The organism is Actinotalea ferrariae CF5-4, assembly GCF_000603945.1.
In the GTDB taxonomy this organism is placed as follows: Bacteria; Actinomycetota; Actinomycetes; order Actinomycetales; family Cellulomonadaceae; genus Actinotalea; species Actinotalea ferrariae.
In genome coordinates this window covers 1-20,319 of sequence record NZ_AXCW01000039.1, presented here as the reverse complement: position 1 = coordinate 20,319, position 20,319 = coordinate 1, and the positions used below count along the sequence as shown (strand labels likewise).

Below are 20,319 nucleotides of genomic sequence, written 5' to 3'. Positions count from 1 at the left end.
CGCGCGGTCGGGACCTCCGCCCCCGCCCGGCGCCGGGGCGCCGCCGCTAGGGTGACCGAGGCGCACCGCGGCGTCGGCCCCCACCCCGTTCCTGAAGGAGAGTCACGTGCGCGTCGGACTGCTGACCGGTGGCGGGGACTGCCCCGGCCTCAACGCCGCCATCCGGGCCGTCGTCAAGCACGGCGAGGGCACCTACGGCCACTCGATCGTCGGCTTCCGGAACGGCTGGCGCGGCGTCGTCGAGGGGGACGTGCTCCCTCTGGGGCGCCAGCACATCCGCAACGTCCTGCCCGTGGGCGGCACGATCCTCGGCACGGCGCGGTACCACCCGAACGCCGAGGACGGCGGGATCGAGGCCGTCATGGCCACGCTCGAGGCGGAGCGGATCGAGGCGCTCATCTGCATCGGTGGGGACGGCACGCTGCACGCGGCGAGCAAGGTGGCCGAGGCCGGCGTCAAGATCGTCGCCATCCCCAAGACCATCGACAACGACGTGTCCGGGACCGACCTGTCGATCGGCTTCCACACCGCGGTCAACATCGCGACGGAGGCGATCGACCGGATCCACACGACCGCGGAGAGCCACAACCGCGTCATGGTCGTCGAGGTCATGGGGCGGCACGCCGGCTGGATCGCGATCAACGCCGGGATCGCCGGCGGCGCGGAGCTCGTGCTCACGCCGGAGGACCCGTTCGACATCGACCAGGTGATCAAGTTCCTCAAGCACCGTCACCGCGCGCACGCGAACTTCTCCATCGTCGTGGTCGCCGAGGGGGCCGAGCCGCGTCGCGGCGGCTCGATGGACTTCACGACCCAGCTCGGACGCTTCGGGGAGATCGTCGCGGGCGCCGTGGGTGACCGCCTCGCCCACGAGATCGCGGAGCGGACCGGGTTCGACACCCGCGTCACGATCCTGGGCCACGTCCAGCGCGGGGGGTCCCCGACGCCGACGGACCGGATCCTGGGCAGCCGCTTCGGCGTCGCCGCGATCGACGCCGTGGTCGAGGGCAGGACGGGCGTCATGACGGCGCTGCGTGGTGAGGAGGTCGTGCTCGTCCCGCTCGCCGAGGTGGCCGGGAAGCCGAAGCGCGTCCCGCCGGACCTCATCCGCGCCGCGCAGGTGCTCGCCTGAGCCACGGGGCGGTCGGGACCCTGCCCGCTCTTTTTGACCCCTGTTTCACGCCAGGCCTAGGATGGACGCTGGCGTGACGCGTCCTACGCCGGATCCTGTCCGATCGTGCGTCCCGCCGCTGCGTCAGCGGCGTCCTGGTGGCACCCCGGTCCGACCTCGGACCGCGGCATGCCCGACGGGCCGGCAGAGCAGCGAACGACAGATCCACCCGCACGTTCCCTGTCCGCACTACTCCCTGTCCGCATCGGAGCTCGAAACTCAATGACCATCTCCACCCCCGCCAAGCCGACGACGCCCCAGGTCGCGATCAACGACATCGGCACGGCCGAGGACTTCCTCGCCGCCATCGACGCGACCATCAAGTACTTCAACGACGGCGACATCGTCGAGGGCACCATCGTCAAGGTCGACCGCGACGAGGTCCTCCTCGACATCGGCTACAAGACCGAGGGCGTCATCCCCTCGCGCGAGCTCTCGATCAAGCACGACGTCGACCCCGACGACGTGGTCAAGGTCGGCGACGCGGTCGAGGCCCTGGTCCTCCAGAAGGAGGACAAGGAAGGCCGTCTGATCCTGTCCAAGAAGCGCGCCCAGTACGAGCGCGCCTGGGGCACGATCGAGAAGATCAAGGAGGAGGACGGCGTCGTCACCGGCACCGTCATCGAGGTCGTCAAGGGCGGCCTGATCCTCGACATCGGCCTGCGCGGCTTCCTCCCGGCGTCGCTCGTCGAGATGCGCCGGGTGCGCGACCTCCAGCCGTACGTCGGCAAGGAGATCGAGGCGAAGATCATCGAGCTCGACAAGAACCGCAACAACGTCGTCCTGTCGCGCCGTGCGTGGCTCGAGCAGACGCAGTCGGAGGTCCGCTCCACCTTCCTGCAGACGCTGCAGAAGGGCCAGGTGCGCCCCGGTGTCGTCTCCTCGATCGTCAACTTCGGTGCGTTCGTGGACCTCGGCGGCGTCGACGGCCTCGTGCACGTCTCCGAGCTGTCGTGGAAGCACATCGACCACCCGAGCGAGGTCGTCGAGGTGGGCCAGGAGGTCACGGTCGAGGTCCTCGACGTCGACTTCGACCGCGAGCGCGTCTCCCTGTCGCTGAAGGCGACCCAGGAGGACCCGTGGCAGGCCTTCGCCCGGACCCACGCCATCGGTCAGGTCGTGCCCGGCAAGGTCACCAAGCTCGTCCCGTTCGGTGCGTTCGTGCGCGTCGAGGACGGCATCGAGGGCCTCGTGCACATCTCCGAGCTGGCGGTCCGGCACGTCGACCTGCCCGAGCAGGTCGTCAACGTCGGCGACGAGACGTTCGTCAAGGTCATCGACATCGACCTCGAGCGTCGCCGCATCTCCCTGTCGCTGAAGCAGGCGAACGAGGGGCTGGACCCGCACAGCGAGGACTTCGACCCCGCGCTCTACGGCATGGCGGCCGAGTACGACGACAAGGGGAACTACAAGTACCCCGAGGGCTTCGACCCGGAGACCAACGAGTGGCTCGAGGGCTACGAGACGCAGCGTGAGGCCTGGGAGGCGCAGTACGCCGCCGCCCACGAGCGCTGGGAGGCCCACAAGAAGCAGGTGCTCGAGGCGCTGGAGGCGGACGCCCAGGCGGCCACGTCCACCAGCAGCAGCAGCAGCTCCAGCGCGCGCGGCGACTCCGGTCCCTCCACGGCGTCGAGCTACTCCTCGGCGGCCGAGCCGGTCGGCGGGACCCTCGCCTCGGACGAGGCCCTCGCGGCCCTGCGCGAGAAGCTCACGGGCAACTGACGGCGGTGCCGCCCCCCTCGGGGGCGGCACCACGCACGACGACGGGCCGACCACCTCCGGGTGGTCGGCCCGTCGTCGTCGGGACCGGACTAGGGTCCAGGACGGGTCGTGGATCGGGCGGCGCGGACGGGTGCTGGTGGCGGCGAGCCGCCACCGAGAGGAGGCGGTGTGCTGAGGGTCGGTCTGACGGGCGGGATCGCCGCCGGCAAGTCCGTGGTGGCCGGCCGGCTGGCCGAGCTGGGCGCCGTCGTCGTGGACTACGACGTGCTGGCCCGCGACGTCGTGGCCCCCGGGACGACCGGTCTGGCGAGCGTCGTCGAGGCGTTCGGCCCGGGCGTGGTGGCACCGGACGGTGGCCTGGACCGCGAGGCGCTCGCCGGGGTGGTCTTCGCGGACGCCGCAGCGCTGGCCCGCCTCAACGCGATCGTGCACCCGCTCGTGCGACGGGAGGCTGCCCAGCGGGAGGCGGACGCCGCCGCCGCGGGCCGGTCGGTCGTGGTGCACGACGTGCCGCTCCTCGTCGAGACGGGGGACCCGGCCTCCTTCGACGCGGTCGTCGTGGTGGAGGCGCCGGCGGACGTCCGCCTCGAGCGGCTCGTCGCCGAGCGGTCCATGACGCCGGAGCAGGCGCGGGCCCGGATGGCCGCCCAGGCGAGCGACGCCGAGCGCCGGGCGGCCGCGTCGGTCCTGCTCGACGGCTCCGGGACGGTGGACGGCCTGCGCGCGCAGGTCGACGCGCTGTGGAGGTCGTGGGTCCGGACGGCGGTCGAGGAGGCGCCGGCGCAGGGCGCTGACGACGTAGAAGAGGGTCGGCCGGAGCAGGGGGCAGCACCGTCGCCGCCCGACGTCGTCCCCGTGACCGTGCTCGTCACGGGGTTCGAGCCGTTCGGCGGGCGGACGGTGAACGCGTCGTGGGAGGCGGTGGAGCGACTCGGCAGGTTGTGGGCGGGCCCCGAGCGCGTCGTGGTCGAGCGGCTGCCTGTGGCCTTCGGGGCCGGGCCTGCGCGGCTGCGCGAGCTGGTCACGCGGCTCCGTCCCGCCCTCGTGCTGGGCGTCGGGGAGGCCGGTGGCCGGCGCGTGGTGTCGCTGGAGCGCGTCGCCCTCAACCTCGCGGACGCCCGGATCCCTGACACCACCGGCGCCGCGCCGGTCGACGAGCCCGTCGTCGCCGGCGGCCCCACCGCCTACCTGGCCTCCCTGCCGGTGAAGGCCTGCGCCGCGGCGGCCCGCGCCACGGGTGTCCCGACCGAGGTGAGCCACACGGCGGGCACCTACGTGTGCAACGCGACCTTCTACGCGCTGCTGCACCACCTCGAGGCCCTCGACGGCGTGCGGGGCGGCTTCGTCCACGTGCCGGTGGAGCTCGACGACGGGACCGACCCCGACGACGACGCCCAGCGGCTCGCGCTGGCCCTCGCCGCGGTCGTGCGGACCGCGCTGGACGTGGGCGTCGACCTGCGCACCACGGCGGGCACGCTGGACTGACCTGCGGCGAGGCCCGGGGCCGGGGCAGGGCTCGCTGGGTCGTGTCGGTGGTGCGACGTACGGTGGACCCATGCGTCCCGTGACCGACCTGCAGCGCCGTGTCGCCCCCTTCGAGGTGGTGTCGGAGTACCGGCCCTCGGGCGACCAGCCCAAGGCCATCGAGCAGCTCACGCAGCGCGTGCGGGCGGGGGAGAAGGACGTCGTCCTGCTGGGGGCGACGGGCACGGGCAAGTCCGCGACCACGGCGTGGCTGGTCGAGCAGCTGCAGCGCCCGACGCTGGTCATGGCGCACAACAAGACCCTCGCGGCGCAGCTGGCCACCGAGTTCCGGGAGCTCCTGCCGAACAACGCGGTCGAGTACTTCGTCTCCTACTACGACTACTACCAGCCCGAGGCGTACATCGCGCAGACGGACACCTACATCGAGAAGGACTCGTCCATCAACGAGGAGGTCGAGCGGCTGCGGCACTCGGCCACGAACTCGCTCCTGACGCGGCGGGACGTCATCGTCGTGGCGTCGGTGTCCTGCATCTACGGCCTCGGCACGCCGCAGGAGTACGTCGACCGGATGGTCCGGCTGTCGGTCGGGGACGTCATCGACCGCGACCAGCTGCTGCGCCGCTTCGTCCAGATGCAGTACGCGCGCAACGACATGGCGTTCACCCGGGGCACGTTCCGCGTCCGCGGGGACACGGTCGAGATCATCCCCGTGTACGAGGAGCTGGCCGTCCGGATCGAGATGTTCGGCGACGAGATCGAGTCCATCCAGACCCTCCACCCGCTGACGGGTGAGGTGATCCGGCACGAGCAGGAGACGTTCGTCTTCCCCGCGTCGCACTACGTCGCCGGACCCGAGCGCATGGAGCGGGCGATCGGCAGCATCGAGGCCGAGCTGGAGGAGCGCCTCGCGGAGCTGGAGCGGCAGAACAAGCTCCTGGAGGCGCAGCGCCTGCGCATGCGGACGACCTACGACATCGAGATGATGCGGCAGGTCGGGACCTGCGCGGGCATCGAGAACTACTCCCGGCACATCGACGGCCGTGGCCCGGGGACCCCGCCGCACACCCTCATCGACTACTTCCCCGAGGACTTCCTGCTCGTCATCGACGAGTCGCACGTCACCGTGCCGCAGATCGGCGCGATGTACGAGGGGGACATGTCGCGCAAGCGCGCGCTCGTCGAGCACGGCTTCCGGCTGCCGAGCGCGATGGACAACCGGCCGCTGCGCTGGGAGGAGTTCGTCGAGCGGATCGGCCAGACGGTGTACCTCTCGGCGACGCCCGGCCCCTACGAGCTCTCGCAGTCCGACGGCGTCGTGGAGCAGATCATCCGGCCCACCGGTCTGGTCGACCCCCAGGTGGTCATCAAGCCGACGCGGGGGCAGATCGACGACCTCCTGGAGGAGATCCGGGTCCGCGCCGAGCGGGACGAGCGGGTCCTCGTCACCACCCTCACGAAGAAGATGGCCGAGGACCTCACGGACTACCTCCTGGAGAAGGACGTCCGGGTGCGCTACCTGCACTCGGAGGTGGACACGCTCCGCCGCGTGGAGCTCCTGCGCGAGCTGCGTCTCGGCATCTTCGACGTGCTCGTCGGGATCAACCTCCTGCGGGAGGGCCTCGACCTGCCGGAGGTGTCCCTGGTCAGCATCCTCGATGCCGACAAGGAGGGGTTCCTCCGCTCGGGGACATCCCTCATCCAGACCATCGGCCGCGCCGCGCGCAACGTGTCGGGCGAGGTGCACATGTACGCCGACACCATCACGCCCTCCATGGCGCTGGCGATCGACGAGACGACCCGGCGGCGGGAGCGGCAGGTCGCCTACAACGTGGAGCACGGGATCGACCCCACCCCGCTGCGCAAGAAGATCAGCGACGTCACGGACATGCTGGCCCGCGAGGACATCGACACGGCGGAGCTCCTCGAGGGCGGGTACCGCAACCCGGGCAAGGGGACCGGCAAGGGCAAGGGCGGCAAGGGCCGCGCGCCCGTCCCCGCCGGGGGTGTGGGCGGCGATGCGGAGAGCCCGCGCGCACGCCTGGCGGCCGTCCCGGCGGGCGAGCTGGCCGAGCTCATCCAGGAGCTGTCCGGACAGATGCACGCGGCGGCGGCGGAGCTCCAGTTCGAGCTCGCGGCCCGCCTGCGGGACGAGATCTCCGGGCTGAAGAAGGAGCTGCGGGACATGCAGGCGGCCACCGCCTGACCACGGGCGGCCCCGTCGCCCGAGGTCTATGCTCGCTCGGTTGGAGGGGAGTACTCCAAAGGAGCCGCAGGTCAGGCCGATACGCTCCCGACCTGTCAACACTTCCGGTCAACACGTAGGCAGTCCGGCCCCCATCCGAGGGCACTCCACGAGCCACCCGTAGGCACACGAAAACGGCCCCCACCCAACCGCCCGAAGGCGATCAGGTGGGGGCCAGTGGTGGCGTGCGGCGGGACTCCGCTCCCAGTGCTACCGGGGTCCGTGCGACCTTTCCCCAGCGCGTCGAGGTCTTGCTGCCCGCCCGTGCGCCTTGTGCAGCGGGTTACAAGGGTCAGAGCACGGGGTCGAGGTCGTAGACGCGGCCCTCAGCGGTCCAGAACGTCACGGCGCGGGATGGTGCGCTGGCCCCGGCACGGTGCCGGAACCATGTGGACCCGCCGTCGAGGGAGGGGACCTGTAGGAAGAGCCGCCCGCCGCCGTGGTCCTGGACTCTTAGGTGGTGCAGGTGCCCGGACAGGAGCACGTCGGCGTCGCCGATGGGCTGCCGTCCGCCGGCCTGGTCGGACCACCAGCGCAACGGGTCGCGGCCGAACTGGTGGCCGTGCGCGAGGCCCAGGACGGTCCCGGACACGTTGACGGTCACGGTGAGCTCGTCGTGCTCGGGGAACACGAACCGGACGCGCTCGGCGAGGTCGGGGTTCTCGCTCACGGCGTCCTGCACCGCGGAGGCCGCTTCGATGGCCCACGAGTCGGTGTAGGTGGTCATCGGGAAGCGCGTCGGCTCGTCGTGGTTGCCAGGGACGACGGGGACGAGCACCTGCGGGGCGATGGCGGCGTAGGCCCGGACCTGCGCCCACAGGAGCCGCCGGTACACGCGGACCTGTTCGGTGACGCCGAGGTCGGAGCGTCCGACGACGGCGCCCTTCTGCGACACGTTGCCCTCGATGCAGTCCCCGACCTGGGGGAGCACGGCTTGGGCGAACCCGTGCCGCTTGTGCAGGACCCGAAAGCGTCGCGCGCCCGACTCAATCTCGGCCAGGATGCGGGGGACGGCTGCCGCGGTGCCGCCACCGTCTGTCTTGCCGATCTGCGTGTCACCGATCGGGGCGACGAACGAGCCCGAGTTTTCCGCGAGTTTTGCGGAACCCTTCACTCGGAACTTCCCGATCTCCCGGCACAGCGCCTCCGCGTCAGCCCGCGCCGCTGCACCAGCCCGCGCGGGGAGGATCGACAGGCGCACGGACTCGAGCCATTCGCCGTCGTACTTCTGCCACCGTGAGCGGCGCACCCGTTCGACGGTCCACTGTGCGGGGTCTAGGCCGAACTCGTCGAGGACAGCCGCGAAGTCGCCGTGAGAACTATTGTGTTCACCTGACAACGATTGTGGTCGGCTGACGACGTACCCGCCGTCCACGTCGTCAACCTCCGAGCGAGGCTGCCAACCATCCGGGTACGCCTTGCGCCCCGGGGAGTGCTGCGGGCCGGTCGGACCCGCGGCCACCATGTCAGACAGGCTCACAGGAGCAGTCCCCTCGACGGTGCCGCTGGATCGTGGTCCCGGAGATCGTCACGCCGACCTCGCTGCGGATCACCTTCGCGATGTCCGACCCGAGCCACCCGTTGTCGTCGAGCATGGTCGCAAGCGCGCGACTCTCGACGTTCGGCAGGGAACGGAGCAGCGTGTGGACGCTGCACCGTGGCCCCCTGCGCGTGCTGGTTGGTCCTGCCTGTAGTGCTCCGGCGAGGCTCATCGCCTGGGGTCCCCTTGTCAGTCGTAGTAGCAGCAGCGCGCACGGCTCTCGCTGCTTCGGTGGTCGCACGTGCAGTCGGGGCAGGTCCAGTACGGGCCGTGCTCGTCGTGGCCGTCGGGTTCGTCTGCGATGGCGCGGCGAGTCATCGGTCAGGCGGCGTGACGCGGCTCGTACTCGGGCTGCTTCGGGACGCCCAGCAGCACCCCGACCGCGGGCCACTTGCGCTCCAGCAGCCGCACGAGCGTGTAGTAGGCGGCGACGACGAGCGCGGTCATGGATGTGATGAGCCCGGCCTGGGTCTGCGCGTCGACCTCGATGCCGAGGGACAGCAGCCACGCGAGGAACGCGCCCACCCCGACCGGGACGTAGGTGCGGATGAGGGACACGATGACGTCGTTCACGGGACTGCTCCGATCGTGGGGAGGGTGAAGCCGAGGACACCGCCGGCCGCGACGAGCAGCGCGACGGCGATGAGGGGCCGGGCGATCCAGTGGTGCAGGTCCTCCGGCTCGAGGCGCATGGGTCAGGCGGAGCGCAGGATGGTCCGGGTGACGTCGGCGGCGATGTCGCGCGCCTGGTCCTCGGTGATCCCGGCCGAGTCGGGCAGCGCCGCGACGACGGCGGGTGCGACGAGGGCGGCGACCTCGCGGGCGATGGCTGCCTCGTCCACCGGGTCTCCGGCGGCGAGGCGCTCGGCGTACCGGACCTGCGCGGTGTGCGCGACCAGGCCGTTCCAGATGGTGCCGTCGGGGGCCTTGGGCGGCTCCTCGCGGATGAGCCCGGCGTGCCGCATGACCGTGTAGGCGTTGAGGGTGAGGGGCACGAGGGTGCCGTCGGGGCGGACGAGGCCGACGGAGTCGTCGTGGTTGCGGATCGCGTGGAGCATGTCGTCGTCCTCCGGGTCGGTGGGGGTGAGCGGGTCGGGGCGGGTGAGGTCGGGCACGGTGACGCCCATGCCGGCGAGGAACGTGCGGTAGTTGGACACGGGGACGGTGCGGCCCTCCCAGTGCCACGGCTCCTGCGACCCGTTGCTGGGGATGCCGTCGCGCGCCCACAGGGGGTTCACGAATCCGAACCGGGGTGCCGCGTCCATGAGCCACGACCACCGCGTGCCGCCCGTCGCGCCGACGTCAGCGAAGTCGACGGCGATCGCCCACCCGTGGTTCGACGTCCCCGGCACTGCGGCCGACGCACCGGCCACGCGGATATACCTGCGCCCCTGCCACCACCGCACGTCGGAGAACGGCCCCACGCCGGTCGTGGCGGGCGCGTACCGGGCGAGGAACGTCCGCACCTGCACCTCGTAGGACCGGTACCCGTCAGCCGCGGACGTGGGTCGCAGCGGGGCTGCGAACCTCTTCGCGAACGCCGCCTGCAACCCGACGAGCCCGGGGAGCAGGTCGGCGCGGATCAGCGCCGAGCCGCCCATCTTCGTGCCGCCGGGGATGACGGCGAGCTCGGAGGTGTCCAGCCGGCCGTTGGTGCTCATCAGGACTCCTCCACCGGGTTGGGCTTGCGCTCGGTCAGCCCGCGGCCGAGCTCCATACCCATCTCGTGCAGGACGGACGTGGCGACCTCGGCCTTGGTGCGGTCCGCGGACTGCCACTGGTCGACGCGGTCGGTGAGGTCGTCGACCTTCTTCGCGAGCGTGGCGACGTCCTCGCGGGCGGCCTCGGCGACGCGGAGGGCGACCTCGGCGGCCTTCGCGGCGTCGGTGGTGGTGGCCCGGATGTAGTCCTCCAGGAGGGCCTCCTGCCGGGTCATGCGGATCCCGATGTCTGGCTGCTCCGGGCGTAGCAGCTCACCGGGGCGGTCGGGGTCCGGGACGGCGGGGGAGCCCAGGACGACGTCGAGGGCACGGTTCGCGCGCGACAGTGCGGCGCGCAGGCGGCGCACCGCGGGGCGGAGGATCTTCTGCCAGACGCCGGCGAGGGCGAGGAGCGCACCGGCGATGACCGCGGCGGCCTGGAACCAGTCCGTTGCGTCCGTCATGGTGCCGCCGGTGCGTTGGTGGTGGTCACGGACTGCCCCTTCCGCGGGTCGCGTCAGGCGCCGACGGCGATGTAGTGGAACGACGTCGTGAGCTCCGTGACGGGGGACGTTCCCGTGGCGTTCATGGCGCGCGCGATGAACCCGGTCGCGGTCAGGGAGTGGACCTTCCAGAAGATCATGCCGATGCCCGCGCCGATGTTGGAGTCAGAGACCGTCACACCCGCCGGCGTCGTCGCGAACGCGGGGGAGAACGTCACGGAGATGTCCCCGCCCGCTGACGTCGTACCCGTCGCGATGCCCGCGCGCGTCTCCCTCGGCCGCGACCATGTGGTGTCGTCGTCCGTCCACTCGACCCGTGCACCCGCCGGCGCGTCAGCCCGGTACACCGACACGGGGTTCGTGGTCGAGGGGGCAGCACCAGCCGCCGTGAGGTCGGAGACGAGCTGTGCGCGCTCGGTGGTGTTCGCGACCGGGATGACGTCGCGGATGGACATGGACAGGTCGTTGATCGCCTGCCTGCGCGGGGTCTCGCCGGCCGCGGGTGCGGTGTGCTTCCGTGCGTCGATCACTGTGTTGCTCCGTTCGGGTCAGTGGGCGCGGTCGCCTCGGGTGCGGGTTCGGTGGCGGGTGCGATCCCGTGCCATTCGTTGTGCTTGTCCTGGTCGGCCACGACGGCGCCGCAGATGTCACAGACGGTCCACACGGGTGCTCCCTACGCCTGGCGGGTGTACGTGACGGACAGGACCATCGACCCCGCGGTGCCGGTGCCACCCCAGCCGGAGTAGGTGCCCCCGACCGCGGCCAGGCCCTTGATGGCCCCCGTGCGGAACCCCTCGCGCATGTCCGCAGGCAGGTCCACCGACGCCCACTGGTTGAGGCCCACGGCGCCCGTGCTGGCGGTCGAGCCGGACGCGGACACCAGCCCCGGCCGCTCGCCGTGCGGGGTGCCCTGGACGGTGAGTGCCGCATCCCCAGCACCGGAACCGTTGCGGCGGGCGCGGAGGGTAATCGCGTCGATGCTGACGGCGCCGAGGTTCGCGAGCTGGTCGCCGTACGTCGCCAGGCCGATGAGCGTCCCGGACCCGTAGGCGTCGCCCTGGTACAGATCCGAGCGGCCGCCGTACTCGCCCGTGTTCCACCGGTCCCACGCGCCACGGGAGACGCGGTAGGTGCCGGACCACTGCGGGCCGATCGTCTGCGTCACCTGCACCGTGCCCGTGGGCGCGGGTGCGACGGGCGCGACGACGGGTGCTGCGGGCGCGTCGGACGGGCCGTGGACCAGGAACGGCACACCCCAGTCAGTCAGGCCGACCCACACGGGACCGCCCACCGTGTACGTCGAGGCGAGGTAGGGCAGGTCGTAGGTGGCGCCGTCGAGGCTCACCGTCGCGACGCGGGCTGTCGTGTCGATCGCCGTGAGGGTGCCGGGGATCACGGGGCGGCGCGGGTCAACCGGCCCCAGGACCAGCACCGGGCGCCCGGTCGTCGGGTTCAGCAGCACCCGCGCGAGGCCCAGCGCTCCCTCGTTCACGGCCACCCGGTAACGGCCAGGCTGCGCGGGCAGCCACAGCGGCGAACCCTTGATGTCGACCTGCACCAGTCGGGCGGGCGCGTCGACCGCGTACACGGCCCCGACGACCGTGAGGGACGCATCGGCGGCCCGGTCAGGTCCCTGCGGCATGACCGCACCGAGGAGGCCCATCACGTCGAGGTCGCTCACTGAGCCACCCCCACGTCGATCCGCATGTCGCCATCCGCGACGGTCAGGGGCAGGTCGTAACCGGTGACCCATCCCCACGTCACCTCGCCCGTCGTGGACGTGATCACGACCTCCTCAGCGAACTGGAACGACGTGTCCGGTGTGCCGCCGTCGATGTCCACGCGCGCCCCCTCTCAGATAGGTGGGTCGGTACGCTGTGCCCCATGAGTCACAGGGGGCTGGTCGTGCCGCGCCAGGTACAGGTGTGGGGTGTGCTGTCGTTCGCCGTGGCGGTGCTCGCCGTCGCGGTGTGGGTGTTCCTCAACCCGCCCGGCGCGACGGGTGCAACCCCCGCCTCACCGCAAGCCGCCCGGGCACCCGCACCGACCGTCGAAGCAGCACCCGCGCCGGAACCCGTCGAAGCGCCCCCCGGGACGCGAGCCGTGTTCGTCGGTGACTCGTGGACCGCCGGGTTCGGCATCAACCCCGAGGCCGGGTATGCACCGCTCGCCGCTGCGGCGCTCGGATGGGACGCGACCTATGAGGCGGTCAGCGGCACCGGTTACCTCAACCCCGGCCCCGGCGGCGAGGGGACCTACGCGGATCGGGTGCGCGCCACCGAACCGGACCCCACGGTCCAGCTCGTCGTCCTGCAAGGCGGCCTCAACGACCGCCCGGAGAACCTCATGGGGTTGGGCGCGGCGGTCCGGGACACCCTCGACGCCATCGGTGTCACCTACCCGAACGCGCGGACCATCATCCTCGGCCCCGCACCCTCAGAGGTGCCCGCGTCCAACGTGCTCCTCACCATCGACAACACCCTCGCCGCCGTCGCTCAGGAGCGGGGAGTGCACCACATCTCACCGCTAGGCGAACAGTGGATCACCGCCGAGAACTACGCCGACGTCATCGACCCGGGCAACGCGAACCATCCCAGCGTCGAAGGTCACGCCTACCTTGCCGGGCGCACCGTGGCGGCGCTCGAAGCGATCGCGGTCAGATGACCGGGGACGCCTTCTGCACCACGGTCGCGGTACCTGCCGCGTAACCGCCGCCAGCAGCGGTGCCCGCCAGCAGCCCCGCCATGTAGTAGTGCCACGCGGGGGCTGTCACCGTGCCCAGGCTCGTCCCGTCCAGGTAGACCGTGAACGCATCCGCCGCGTCGTCGTAGAACACTTCCAACGCGCACCGGATGATCCCGGTCGCGGAGGGGAACGCCGCCGCGAACGTCGTGTCCACAGCGCCCGCGTCGTCGAACTTCCGGGCGATCAGCGACGTGCCCGACCGGAAGAACATGTACCCCTGCGCGATGAGCCACGCACCGGACTCCGGGACGTTCTGCACCGACTGCGCCAGGACCACGCCCGAGGTGTTCGGCCCCAACGCGAGGTCGAACAGCCAGCGCGTGTTCACCTTCGTGGTGGCCGCCGCGCCCGTCGTGAGGGGCACACCGGAGGACAGGTCCACCATGACGTCCCACGAGGCGTTCGGCCTGCCAGCGGACGGGCCACCCACCGGGGACAGGTTCAGGGCGCGGGCACGACGCTGCGTGATGGTGGTGTTCCCGTTGTAGCGGTGGGCGTCAGCGAGCGGGATGAACTCGATGGAGTCAACCTCCACCGACCCGGCCTCGCGGCGCAACACCACCGCGTCCGGCCCTGGGGACAGTAGCGGCGCACCCAGCACGTACACCGACGCGCCCAGCGCCCCGGCGATGGACGCCGACGCGGTGACCTTCGCGAACCGGTTGGACACGCCCGACCCGCCCAGGTTCGAGTAGACGCCGAGGGTGCCGAAGCCTTCTGTCGTGCCCTTCACCCGGCACCGGATCAGGGGGACGCACGGCTGCACCACGTCCACCGGCAGGGCGACCGTCGCACCCACGGTCCCGAGCTGCCACACGGACTCGTCAGCAGCACCTGCTCGGGCAACCGTCACACCGCCGGCGCGGAGGACGTGAACACCGTCGCGGGGGGTGAAGATGCGCCCCGGTGCGACCTTCGGCGGGTTGACACCCTTCGGTCCCATGAGCGCGGCCAGGCGCGTTCGTCCGGGTCGGTCGCTTCCGCCGCTACACCCAGGCGCACCTCGACGACTACATCCGGCGCAACACAGTCGACCCGTCGGCCTACGCGCCGTCGAAGCGGTCAAGGCGGCGGTCGGCATGACCGCCCGCGACGAGCTCGACGCCCTCGCCGCCGACTGGCGCCCGTGGGCTGTCGCTGACCGCGCCGTCGTCCTGGCCGCCGTGGAGGCCGCTGCTGCTGCCTCGGGCGGTGAGGTGCACGCCTCGACCGTCCGGGAGCACCTGGCCCGTGAGGTCGGCCCGCACGTCCCCGGCGGCGTGATCTGCGCCCTGGTCCGCCAGCGCGTCCTCGTCGACACGGGGCAGGTCCGCCCGTCCGGTGACGGCACGAAGCGCAACCGCACGAAGCGGCTCCCGGTGTACCGGCTGACCGGTCCACTGCCCGCCGCCTGACAGCACGAAGCCCCGCCACCTCTGACCGCGACGGGGCACCGCACATCACTCACTGAGGAGTCTGGATGAACGCCCCAACCATCGACCGCCCCTGGGTCTCCCAGGTGCAGGCGGTCGCGACGATGCACGACGTCAAGGTCGACGTGGGTCTCGAGGCCCGCCTGTGTGACTGCACGGACGGGCTGCACGAGTCGGCGGCTGACGCGGCCGGCAGCCCCTTCGCGTGGTCGCCGGATGTCGCGTCGGTGCGGCACCTGGCCCGCTACTACGCCGGGTCGCACCCGATCGCGCGCACCACGGTGACGCTCCGCACCGAGGCGGTGGCGGCGTGACCTCGACCCCCTGCCTCGCCCGCTCGGGCTGCTGGCACATCAACGCCCCGTGCGCGTGCGGCCTGCCCCCGGAGCGCCTCACGTTCCGCCCCGTCCTGTCCACGTCGAAGCGAAGGAGCTTCCGATGATCAAGTGGCGTCAGACCCCCCGCCGTCCGCGCATCAGCCCCGCCGACCTGTCCACCCTCGACCGTCTCGACGGGGTGCGGCTGCCCGACGACAGCGCGTTCCGCGAGGGCGTGTTCCACCGTCACATCGGGCACCTGATCGTCGCGGCCGACTGGCACCGGGGGAAGGGTCACGGCCCGCACACGATCCTCGCGTTCCTCGACTCCCCGGAGACGCGGCGCATCTACTGCCCCGAGGCTGTGGCGGTCGTGGCGACGCTCGTGGGGGGTGGGTCCAGGTGAGCATCGACCTGACCGCAGCCGTCGAGGCGGCGCACGACGAGACCACCCTCGAGCGGGCGTGCGTGCAGTACGCCGACTCGGGCGACGACTCCCGCATCTGGGACCTCATCGGGAAGGCGGTCGAGAAGGCCGCCCCGCTGATCGAGGCCGCCGTACGCGAGCAGATCGCCGGGGAGATCGAGGTGTCGGCGAACGAGTACCTGGCCCTTGCGCCCGCCGGGATGTTCGAGAGCGCCCGGTTCAACGGCCTCAAGGCTGCCGCCCGCATCGCACGCGGCGAGGTGACCCCGTGACCAACCTCCTCACCTACCTCGACTCCCCCGAGCCAGTCCACGAGGGCGAGGCGATCACGGTCGACGACATCCGCGCGCTGGGCCGTGTCATGCGGGCCGCGATCGGTGCCGGCATCCCCGTCGCACGCTTCGACCTCGACCCCGGGCTCGTCGTCGCGCACATCGACTGCCCCGAGGAGCGCGCACACCTCGCGCACCGCCTGGGCCTCGGTCGCCGGTCGTCCTCCGGTGGCGTCGAGCGCTTCACCGACGCCGACGCCCGGGTGGTCGTTCGCGGCCCGCTCGCCGACGAGGCCACCCCCACCATCCACGACCTGTACGCGGACGAAGCAGACCGGCGGTACGGGATCGACAGAGAGGCACGAGTCTCATGACCACCCTCCCCCCCATCGACACCCCCGTCACCGTCACCCTCACCAACTACCGGGGCATGGCCGGGCGCGTGAAGGCGCACCTGGCGGACACCCCGTGGCCCGTGCTCGTCGAGTTCGACACGCGCGCCGCATCCCTGCGTGACGTGGCGGCCGTGGAGGCATTCGCGGCCGACGAGATCGAGGTGGCGGCATGAGCGCACGGGAGTTCATCGACCGCGCGGAGGCCGAGGCAAAGTCCGCCATCGAGCGGTACGAGCGGGGCTACGACATGGAGCCTGACTCGGCGATCGACGTCCCGCGACTGGCCGCAGCGCTCCGGGCCGTGCTGGACCTGGCGGACGGTGACGCCACGCAGGCCGAGGCGCTGCGGACACGGGCCAACGACTTCATCCTCGGCGAGGCGCGCTCCTGGTACGTCCGTGAGGCCGGCGAGCGCCAGGCTCGCGCGGACGCCCTCTACGGCGCCATCACCGAGGCCCTGTCATGAGCGCCGCAACCCACCGCGAGTACGCGGGAGAGGGCTACTACGTCACCGTCCAGCACTGCGAGGCGGACGGGTGTGACGAGTACCTGGGCATCAACTACCCCGGCCACTACTGCGACGAGCACGAGGTGACCCCATGAGCGCCCCCGACCACCCCATCCGCGGCGCCCTGTCCCTCGCCGCCGGACTCGCGCTCCTCACCGCACCCGTCATCGCCGTCCCGCTCCTCGTCGCCGGCGGATGGGTGCCGACCATCGCCGGGGCAGCACTGTCCTGGGGCGTCGTGCGGCGGCTCGCGAAGGCGCAGGACGGGGCGTGGTTGCGGTGAGCGTCTGCCCGGAATCGGCGGCTCGTGCCGCGATGGGCGATGGGGAGTTCTGGGAGCACGTTCTCCAGCGCCCCGGCCATGAGTTCGAGGTCGACGGGCCGGACCTCGAGGTGCAGGTGTCCCGCGATCCGTGCCCCGAGTGCGGCGAGCCGGGTGCGTGCGCCTGGGACTCCGAGGGCCGACCCCTGATCCATGCCAGCGATGGGGCCGACCTGTGACCCTCCCCGACCTCCTCCACCTCGCCACCCCCCTGACCATCGCCGCCCTCATCGCGTGGGCGTGCCAGACGTACCGGGAGCGCATGTGACTCTCAAGTTCAACGCCAAGACCCACCGCTACTGGCTCGACTCCAAGCCGATCCCGGGCGTCACAACCCTCCTCGGCAAGGGCCTGCCAAAGCCCGCGCTCCCCTACTGGGCCGCGAAGTCCGTCGCCGAGTACGTCGCGGACAACCCCGACGGCGTGGAGGCGTTCCGGTCCACCGGGCGCGGGCCGATGGTCGCCGCCCTCAAGGAGATCCCTTGGCAGAAGCGGGACGAGGCCGCCGTGCGCGGCACCGACGTCCACGCCCTCGCCGAGGAGCTGGTCCACGGGCGCCCCGTCGAGGTCCCCGAGCACCTCGCCGGCCACGTCGAGGGCTACTCCCGCTGGCTCGACACATTCGCCGTCGAGCCGGTCCTGACAGAGCGTCCCGTCGCGTCCCGCCAGTGGTGGTACGCGGGCACGTTCGACCTCATCGCCCGCATCGACGGCGAGACCTGGGGCCTGGACGTCAAGACCTCCAAGGCCGTGTACGGCGAGACCGCGTTGCAGATCGCCGCGTACATGACCGCCGAGTTCTACCAGGACCACGACGGCGCCGAGGTGCCGCTGCCCGAGGTGCAGCGCATGGGCGTCATCCACGTCACCGACTACGGCACGCAGATGTACCCGCTCGGGGACCGCGCCGTCATCGACAAGGCCGCCGCGACCTTCCGGCACGTCGCCTACATCGCCAAGCAGACCGACTGGATCAAGGGCCTACGGGACCTCGTTGCGGTGCTCCTTGAGCCACCACGCGGTCACGCCGAGTCGACGCGCCGCCTCGTCTGGGCCGAATGGGGCCTCTGGCGCGGTCACGCGGCCGACCGCTCACGACGGGCGCACTCGGCGCAGTCGGGGATCGTGTAGGTGATGGAGTCGACGTCGACCCCGAGCCGCCGGGCCATCGCGACGGCGACCGCGGGGGAGGGCTGCTTGTGGCCCTTCTCGATGTTGGTGAGGTAGCCGGGGGTGATGTCGCAGTCGACGGCGAAGATGCCGTGCTTGATGCCCAGGGCCTCGCGGATCACCCGAACGGCGGGGCCGTGGACTCGTCTCTGTGCCATGCCCTGAGCGTAGGCAACAGGAGGAAAGTATGTCAAGCAGGCAAGGGAAACGGCCGGAAATCGGCCCTGACCTGTGAAGTTGCCTTGTAACTACGCCCGTGGTTTCCCGGTCCTGGGCAGTACGCTCCTGCTACGTGCCTACTTTGTTGCCTCATGTTTCCCATGCGATGGTGATCAGGTGATCAGCGGAGCCGAGATCAGAAGCGCCCGGGAGCGGGCGCGGCTCACCCAGGAGGAACTTGCCTCCCGGGTCGGCGTCTCGCACCGGACGGTCGGCAACTGGGAGCGCGGGGCCAGCGTCCCGCGCAACCGGGAGGCGGCACTCCTGTCGGTTCTTGCCGATCACCTCGACGCGGGGGAACGGCCGGCGCACCTACGCGCCGTGTCCGACGCCGAGCTTCTAGCCGAGATCGCGCGACGGTTCGCGCGTGGACAGGAAGCAGGTGAGGGCCGTGGACAGCAGCCCGCCGCCAATACGAAGCCCTCGGCGGAAGTCACCGCCGAGGGGCCGAAGTCGGTTGAAGAGCTGCGGAGAGAAGCCAATCCGCGGCAGCGGTCACGTCCTCGTCCGTGAGGCCGGCGGAGATGAACGCGGTGGCGTCCTCCCGGATGTAGGTGACGGGGCGGGCGAGGACCACCGGCACGGGGACGACCTTCACCCCGAAGCGCCGGCAGAGGTCGAACGGGTCGTCATTGACCGACATCGTGATTCCTCCTCATCGCAGGGGGTGATGGCCGGGTTCTCGACCGTGGGGACGCCCCCTCACGCGATGCCGCGATCCTGCCCCGGGCCTCCGACACGCAGACAGACGAAGGCCGCTACCGGGAGAGCGTTCCCCGCCCGCACGGTCACGGCGTGGCGCACGGCGTGTCATGGACAGGCTTTCACCCGTTCGGCCTATCGCATCGTTTCGATCGTGGCCGATGGGTCACGCCTCGATCGCGGCGGGCGCCTCGAGCCCCATGTACGCGAGCGCAGCGGCCCGTGTCTGCGCGTCGTGGGCGAGGTGCCCGTAGGTGTCGGCCGTGACCTTGATGCTGGCGTGCCCGAGGCGGCGTGAGAGGTCGTTGAGGGGGTAGTTGCGCGCCATCATCCAGCTCGCATGGGAGTGCCGGCAGTCGTGCAGTCGTGGCCGCTTCTTGATCCCGGAGGCGGCCACGGCTGCGCGCCACACGTCCCCGGCGCGGGTGGGCTTGATGTAGTCCCCGTCGATGGTGAACAGCCAGGCGTCGGATGGTCGGCCGGCGGTGAGGGGCGCCAGGACGGCCCCGACGTCGGCGCCGATGCCGATGGCGCGGCGCCCGTTGCTCGTCTTGGGTGCGCCGATGAGCGTCCCGGCCCCGGCGGTGAACACCCAGCCGCGGGCGACGCGGATCATGTGCGGGGAGTGGGCGAGGTCGTCGGACCAGAACACGTCCCCGACCTGTAGCGCGGTCGCTTCCCCGAACCTCAGCCCGGTCCCGACGAGGGTGATGAGGAAGGGGTGCCACTCGGGCGGTGCGGCGGCGAGGATCGCGCCGAACTCTTCGCGGGTGAGGAACACGGGCTCGCGGCGTTCCGTCTTGCCGATCTTCGCCCCGCGCGCGGGGTTGCGGGTCATGAGCTCGTCGTCGACGGCGCGGACGAACGCTGCGGAGAGGAACGCTTGCCGGTCGCGGATCGTCTTGCCGGACAGCCCGGCCGCTTCCTGGTCCCTGATCCAGCGGGCGATGTCTTCGCGGGTCACGGTGTCGAGGGGCATGGCGCCGAGGGGTGTGCTGCCGATGAGCCGGGTGAGCCGTTCGTACTTGCGTCGGGTGCCGATGGTGATGCCGGAGAGTGCGGCGGTGTGGGCGGCGCATTGGTCCGCGACGGTGCGGACGGTGCTGCCCTCGGCGTCGGCCTGCTGGTGCTTCGCCAGGATCTCGAGGGCGACGTCGACCCCGTACTTGTCGGCGTCGTGGAGGAAGCGTCGTGCGTTGGGCTCGGTGTCGAAGGTGGTGGACCGCTGGCGCCCTCCGTGGCGGTAGACGACCGACCACGATGGGGAGCCGTCGGCCCGGCTGCGTGCCCTCAGTGACGCCATGCCATCGCCTGCCCTTGTTGACGTGCCAACCACGGAAGCCCCGTCAACGGCCCCCGGATTCCTCCAAGGGTACTCCCCAAATCCGGCCCCTGACGTGCTCCGATGCGCGTTTCCGCTGGTCAACGGATACCCTGATTCAGGAGGGGAGTACTCCCGTCGCGGTG

Annotated in this window: 30 protein-coding genes; 17 read left to right on the top strand and 13 right to left on the bottom strand. The window is 71.4% G+C overall.

What is annotated here, in order from left to right; all coding sequences use genetic code 11:
- The first annotated feature begins 106 nt into the window (after positions 1-106).
- The 4 genes from N866_RS05705 (at position 107) to uvrB (ending at position 6,581) form a co-directional block, all read left to right on the top strand.
- Positions 107-1,132 carry a 6-phosphofructokinase gene (locus N866_RS05705; RefSeq protein ID WP_034223884.1) on the top strand — a complete coding sequence of 342 codons (1,026 nt, stop codon included), beginning with the start codon at positions 107-109 and terminating at the stop codon, positions 1,130-1,132.
- Between the two features lie 261 nt (positions 1,133-1,393).
- Positions 1,394-2,893 (top strand): 30S ribosomal protein S1, encoded by a 1,500-nt coding sequence (rpsA, locus tag N866_RS05700; RefSeq protein WP_034223883.1) that lies wholly within the window; start codon positions 1,394-1,396, stop codon positions 2,891-2,893.
- A 168-nt stretch (positions 2,894-3,061) separates the two neighbouring features.
- On the top strand, positions 3,062-4,378 hold the full coding sequence (gene coaE / locus N866_RS22690) for a dephospho-CoA kinase (protein WP_342668386.1): 1,317 nt from the start codon (positions 3,062-3,064) through the stop codon (positions 4,376-4,378).
- A gap of 70 nt (positions 4,379-4,448) precedes the next feature.
- Entirely contained in the window at positions 4,449-6,581 is a 2,133-nt protein-coding gene (uvrB, locus tag N866_RS05685) for an excinuclease ABC subunit UvrB (protein ID WP_034223873.1), read from the top strand.
- A gap of 331 nt (positions 6,582-6,912) precedes the next feature.
- Here the strand turns inward: uvrB and N866_RS05680 are convergent, their stop codons facing one another.
- From N866_RS05680 to N866_RS20825, 9 genes are all read right to left on the bottom strand, one after another.
- Positions 6,913-8,100 (bottom strand): metallophosphoesterase family protein, encoded by a 1,188-nt coding sequence (locus N866_RS05680; protein ID WP_155855218.1) that lies wholly within the window; start codon positions 8,098-8,100, stop codon positions 6,913-6,915.
- Positions 8,087-8,215, bottom strand: coding sequence for a hypothetical protein (locus N866_RS22585; protein ID WP_281173195.1), 129 nt, complete (start codon positions 8,213-8,215; stop codon positions 8,087-8,089). The genes N866_RS05680 and N866_RS22585 overlap by 14 nt, the downstream gene beginning before the upstream one ends.
- A 266-nt stretch (positions 8,216-8,481) precedes the next feature.
- The gene (locus N866_RS05675; RefSeq protein WP_034223871.1) at positions 8,482-8,733 is read right to left on the bottom strand and encodes a hypothetical protein; all 252 of its coding nucleotides are present in this window, start codon (positions 8,731-8,733) and stop codon (positions 8,482-8,484) included.
- A complete protein-coding gene (locus N866_RS22580) occupies positions 8,730-8,852 on the bottom strand; it encodes a hypothetical protein (RefSeq protein WP_281173194.1) in 123 nt (40 codons plus the stop codon). Before N866_RS22580 ends, N866_RS05675 begins: the two co-directional genes overlap by 4 nt.
- Before the next feature lie 3 nt (positions 8,853-8,855).
- Positions 8,856-9,821, bottom strand: coding sequence for a M15 family metallopeptidase (locus N866_RS05670; RefSeq protein ID WP_034223869.1), 966 nt, complete (start codon positions 9,819-9,821; stop codon positions 8,856-8,858).
- On the bottom strand, positions 9,821-10,324 hold the full coding sequence (locus tag N866_RS05665) for a hypothetical protein (RefSeq protein WP_034223866.1): 504 nt from the start codon (positions 10,322-10,324) through the stop codon (positions 9,821-9,823). Before N866_RS05665 ends, N866_RS05670 begins: the two co-directional genes overlap by 1 nt.
- A 53-nt stretch (positions 10,325-10,377) precedes the next feature.
- On the bottom strand, positions 10,378-10,893 hold the full coding sequence (locus tag N866_RS05660; RefSeq protein ID WP_034223864.1) for a hypothetical protein: 516 nt from the start codon (positions 10,891-10,893) through the stop codon (positions 10,378-10,380).
- Between the two features lie 143 nt (positions 10,894-11,036).
- Positions 11,037-12,044 (bottom strand): hypothetical protein, encoded by a 1,008-nt coding sequence (locus N866_RS05655; protein ID WP_034223862.1) that lies wholly within the window; start codon positions 12,042-12,044, stop codon positions 11,037-11,039.
- Positions 12,041-12,205 (bottom strand): hypothetical protein, encoded by a 165-nt coding sequence (locus tag N866_RS20825; protein ID WP_155855217.1) that lies wholly within the window; start codon positions 12,203-12,205, stop codon positions 12,041-12,043. Before N866_RS20825 ends, N866_RS05655 begins: the two co-directional genes overlap by 4 nt.
- A gap of 42 nt (positions 12,206-12,247) precedes the next feature.
- Between N866_RS20825 and N866_RS05650 the strand changes: the two genes are divergently transcribed.
- Complete coding sequence (locus N866_RS05650) at positions 12,248-13,027, top strand: SGNH/GDSL hydrolase family protein (protein WP_081802367.1); 780 nt, start codon at positions 12,248-12,250, stop codon at positions 13,025-13,027.
- Here N866_RS05650 and N866_RS05645 read toward each other — a convergent pair.
- Entirely contained in the window at positions 13,020-13,925 is a 906-nt protein-coding gene (locus N866_RS05645; RefSeq protein ID WP_034223859.1) for a hypothetical protein, read from the bottom strand. The two genes, N866_RS05650 and N866_RS05645, sit on opposite strands and share 8 nt — an antisense overlap.
- Positions 13,926-14,187: 262 nt before the next feature.
- On the opposite strand from N866_RS05645, the gene N866_RS05640 reads away from it, so the two are divergent.
- The 11 genes from N866_RS05640 to N866_RS05595 all read left to right on the top strand — a co-directional run bounded on the left by N866_RS05640 (position 14,188) and on the right by N866_RS05595 (position 17,892).
- A complete protein-coding gene (locus tag N866_RS05640; protein ID WP_034223857.1) occupies positions 14,188-14,502 on the top strand; it encodes a hypothetical protein in 315 nt (104 codons plus the stop codon).
- A gap of 65 nt (positions 14,503-14,567) precedes the next feature.
- Positions 14,568-14,834 carry a hypothetical protein gene (locus tag N866_RS05635; protein WP_034223855.1) on the top strand — a complete coding sequence of 89 codons (267 nt, stop codon included), beginning with the start codon at positions 14,568-14,570 and terminating at the stop codon, positions 14,832-14,834.
- 124 nt (positions 14,835-14,958) lie between these two features.
- A complete protein-coding gene (locus N866_RS05630) occupies positions 14,959-15,243 on the top strand; it encodes a hypothetical protein (protein ID WP_034223852.1) in 285 nt (94 codons plus the stop codon).
- A complete protein-coding gene (locus N866_RS05625; RefSeq protein WP_034223850.1) occupies positions 15,240-15,536 on the top strand; it encodes a hypothetical protein in 297 nt (98 codons plus the stop codon). The genes N866_RS05630 and N866_RS05625 overlap by 4 nt, the downstream gene beginning before the upstream one ends.
- Positions 15,533-15,910, top strand: coding sequence for a hypothetical protein (locus N866_RS05620; protein ID WP_034223847.1), 378 nt, complete (start codon positions 15,533-15,535; stop codon positions 15,908-15,910). Before N866_RS05625 ends, N866_RS05620 begins: the two co-directional genes overlap by 4 nt.
- Positions 15,907-16,104 (top strand): hypothetical protein, encoded by a 198-nt coding sequence (locus tag N866_RS05615; RefSeq protein ID WP_034223845.1) that lies wholly within the window; start codon positions 15,907-15,909, stop codon positions 16,102-16,104. The genes N866_RS05620 and N866_RS05615 overlap by 4 nt, the downstream gene beginning before the upstream one ends.
- Positions 16,101-16,397: a hypothetical protein gene (locus N866_RS05610; RefSeq protein WP_034223838.1), complete on the top strand. Its 297-nt coding sequence runs from the start codon at positions 16,101-16,103 to the stop codon at positions 16,395-16,397. The genes N866_RS05615 and N866_RS05610 overlap by 4 nt, the downstream gene beginning before the upstream one ends.
- Positions 16,394-16,534 carry a hypothetical protein gene (locus N866_RS20820; protein WP_155855216.1) on the top strand — a complete coding sequence of 47 codons (141 nt, stop codon included), beginning with the start codon at positions 16,394-16,396 and terminating at the stop codon, positions 16,532-16,534. Before N866_RS05610 ends, N866_RS20820 begins: the two co-directional genes overlap by 4 nt.
- Positions 16,531-16,722, top strand: a complete 192-nt coding sequence (locus N866_RS05605; protein ID WP_034223837.1) for a hypothetical protein — start codon at positions 16,531-16,533, stop codon at positions 16,720-16,722. Before N866_RS20820 ends, N866_RS05605 begins: the two co-directional genes overlap by 4 nt.
- Positions 16,710-16,940: a hypothetical protein gene (locus tag N866_RS05600; RefSeq protein ID WP_034223835.1), complete on the top strand. Its 231-nt coding sequence runs from the start codon at positions 16,710-16,712 to the stop codon at positions 16,938-16,940. The genes N866_RS05605 and N866_RS05600 overlap by 13 nt, the downstream gene beginning before the upstream one ends.
- A gap of 85 nt (positions 16,941-17,025) precedes the next feature.
- A complete protein-coding gene (locus N866_RS05595) occupies positions 17,026-17,892 on the top strand; it encodes a hypothetical protein (RefSeq protein WP_052022437.1) in 867 nt (288 codons plus the stop codon).
- On the opposite strand, the gene N866_RS05590 is transcribed toward N866_RS05595, so the two are convergent.
- Positions 17,838-18,089, bottom strand: a complete 252-nt coding sequence (locus tag N866_RS05590; RefSeq protein ID WP_081802366.1) for a helix-turn-helix domain-containing protein — start codon at positions 18,087-18,089, stop codon at positions 17,838-17,840. The two genes, N866_RS05595 and N866_RS05590, sit on opposite strands and share 55 nt — an antisense overlap.
- Positions 18,090-18,162: 73 nt before the next feature.
- On the opposite strand from N866_RS05590, the gene N866_RS22760 reads away from it, so the two are divergent.
- Complete coding sequence (locus N866_RS22760) at positions 18,163-18,663, top strand: helix-turn-helix domain-containing protein (protein ID WP_081802365.1); 501 nt, start codon at positions 18,163-18,165, stop codon at positions 18,661-18,663.
- Here the strand turns inward: N866_RS22760 and N866_RS21290 are convergent.
- Both N866_RS21290 and N866_RS05580 read right to left on the bottom strand, forming a co-directional pair.
- Positions 18,584-18,793, bottom strand: coding sequence for a hypothetical protein (locus N866_RS21290; RefSeq protein WP_052022436.1), 210 nt, complete (start codon positions 18,791-18,793; stop codon positions 18,584-18,586). The two genes, N866_RS22760 and N866_RS21290, sit on opposite strands and share 80 nt — an antisense overlap.
- 225 nt (positions 18,794-19,018) lie before the next feature.
- Positions 19,019-20,155 carry a tyrosine-type recombinase/integrase gene (locus N866_RS05580; protein WP_034223830.1) on the bottom strand — a complete coding sequence of 379 codons (1,137 nt, stop codon included), beginning with the start codon at positions 20,153-20,155 and terminating at the stop codon, positions 19,019-19,021.
- Between the last annotated feature and the right edge of the window lie 164 nt (positions 20,156-20,319).

Bases quoted from the DNA above. Each gene is read 5' to 3' on its own strand.
- rpsA (WP_034223883.1), top strand. From the start codon at position 1,394: ATGACCATCTCCACCCCCGCCAAGCCGACGACGCCCCAGGTCGCGATC.
- uvrB (WP_034223873.1), top strand. From the start codon at position 4,449: ATGCGTCCCGTGACCGACCTGCAGCGCCGTGTCGCCCCCTTCGAGGTG.
- N866_RS22585 (WP_281173195.1), bottom strand. From the start codon at position 8,215: ATGCTCGACGACAACGGGTGGCTCGGGTCGGACATCGCGAAGGTGATC.
- N866_RS22580 (WP_281173194.1), bottom strand. From the start codon at position 8,852: ATGCGCCTCGAGCCGGAGGACCTGCACCACTGGATCGCCCGGCCCCTC.
- N866_RS05670 (WP_034223869.1), bottom strand. From the start codon at position 9,821: ATGAGCACCAACGGCCGGCTGGACACCTCCGAGCTCGCCGTCATCCCC.
- N866_RS05665 (WP_034223866.1), bottom strand. From the start codon at position 10,324: ATGACGGACGCAACGGACTGGTTCCAGGCCGCCGCGGTCATCGCCGGT.
- N866_RS05650 (WP_081802367.1), top strand. From the start codon at position 12,248: ATGAGTCACAGGGGGCTGGTCGTGCCGCGCCAGGTACAGGTGTGGGGT.
- N866_RS05640 (WP_034223857.1), top strand. From the start codon at position 14,188: ATGACCGCCCGCGACGAGCTCGACGCCCTCGCCGCCGACTGGCGCCCG.
- N866_RS05635 (WP_034223855.1), top strand. From the start codon at position 14,568: ATGAACGCCCCAACCATCGACCGCCCCTGGGTCTCCCAGGTGCAGGCG.
- N866_RS05630 (WP_034223852.1), top strand. From the start codon at position 14,959: ATGATCAAGTGGCGTCAGACCCCCCGCCGTCCGCGCATCAGCCCCGCC.
- N866_RS05615 (WP_034223845.1), top strand. From the start codon at position 15,907: ATGACCACCCTCCCCCCCATCGACACCCCCGTCACCGTCACCCTCACC.
- N866_RS05610 (WP_034223838.1), top strand. From the start codon at position 16,101: ATGAGCGCACGGGAGTTCATCGACCGCGCGGAGGCCGAGGCAAAGTCC.
- N866_RS20820 (WP_155855216.1), top strand. From the start codon at position 16,394: ATGAGCGCCGCAACCCACCGCGAGTACGCGGGAGAGGGCTACTACGTC.
- N866_RS05605 (WP_034223837.1), top strand. From the start codon at position 16,531: ATGAGCGCCCCCGACCACCCCATCCGCGGCGCCCTGTCCCTCGCCGCC.
- N866_RS05590 (WP_081802366.1), bottom strand. From the start codon at position 18,089: ATGGCACAGAGACGAGTCCACGGCCCCGCCGTTCGGGTGATCCGCGAG.
- N866_RS21290 (WP_052022436.1), bottom strand. From the start codon at position 18,793: ATGTCGGTCAATGACGACCCGTTCGACCTCTGCCGGCGCTTCGGGGTG.
- N866_RS05580 (WP_034223830.1), bottom strand. From the start codon at position 20,155: ATGGCGTCACTGAGGGCACGCAGCCGGGCCGACGGCTCCCCATCGTGG.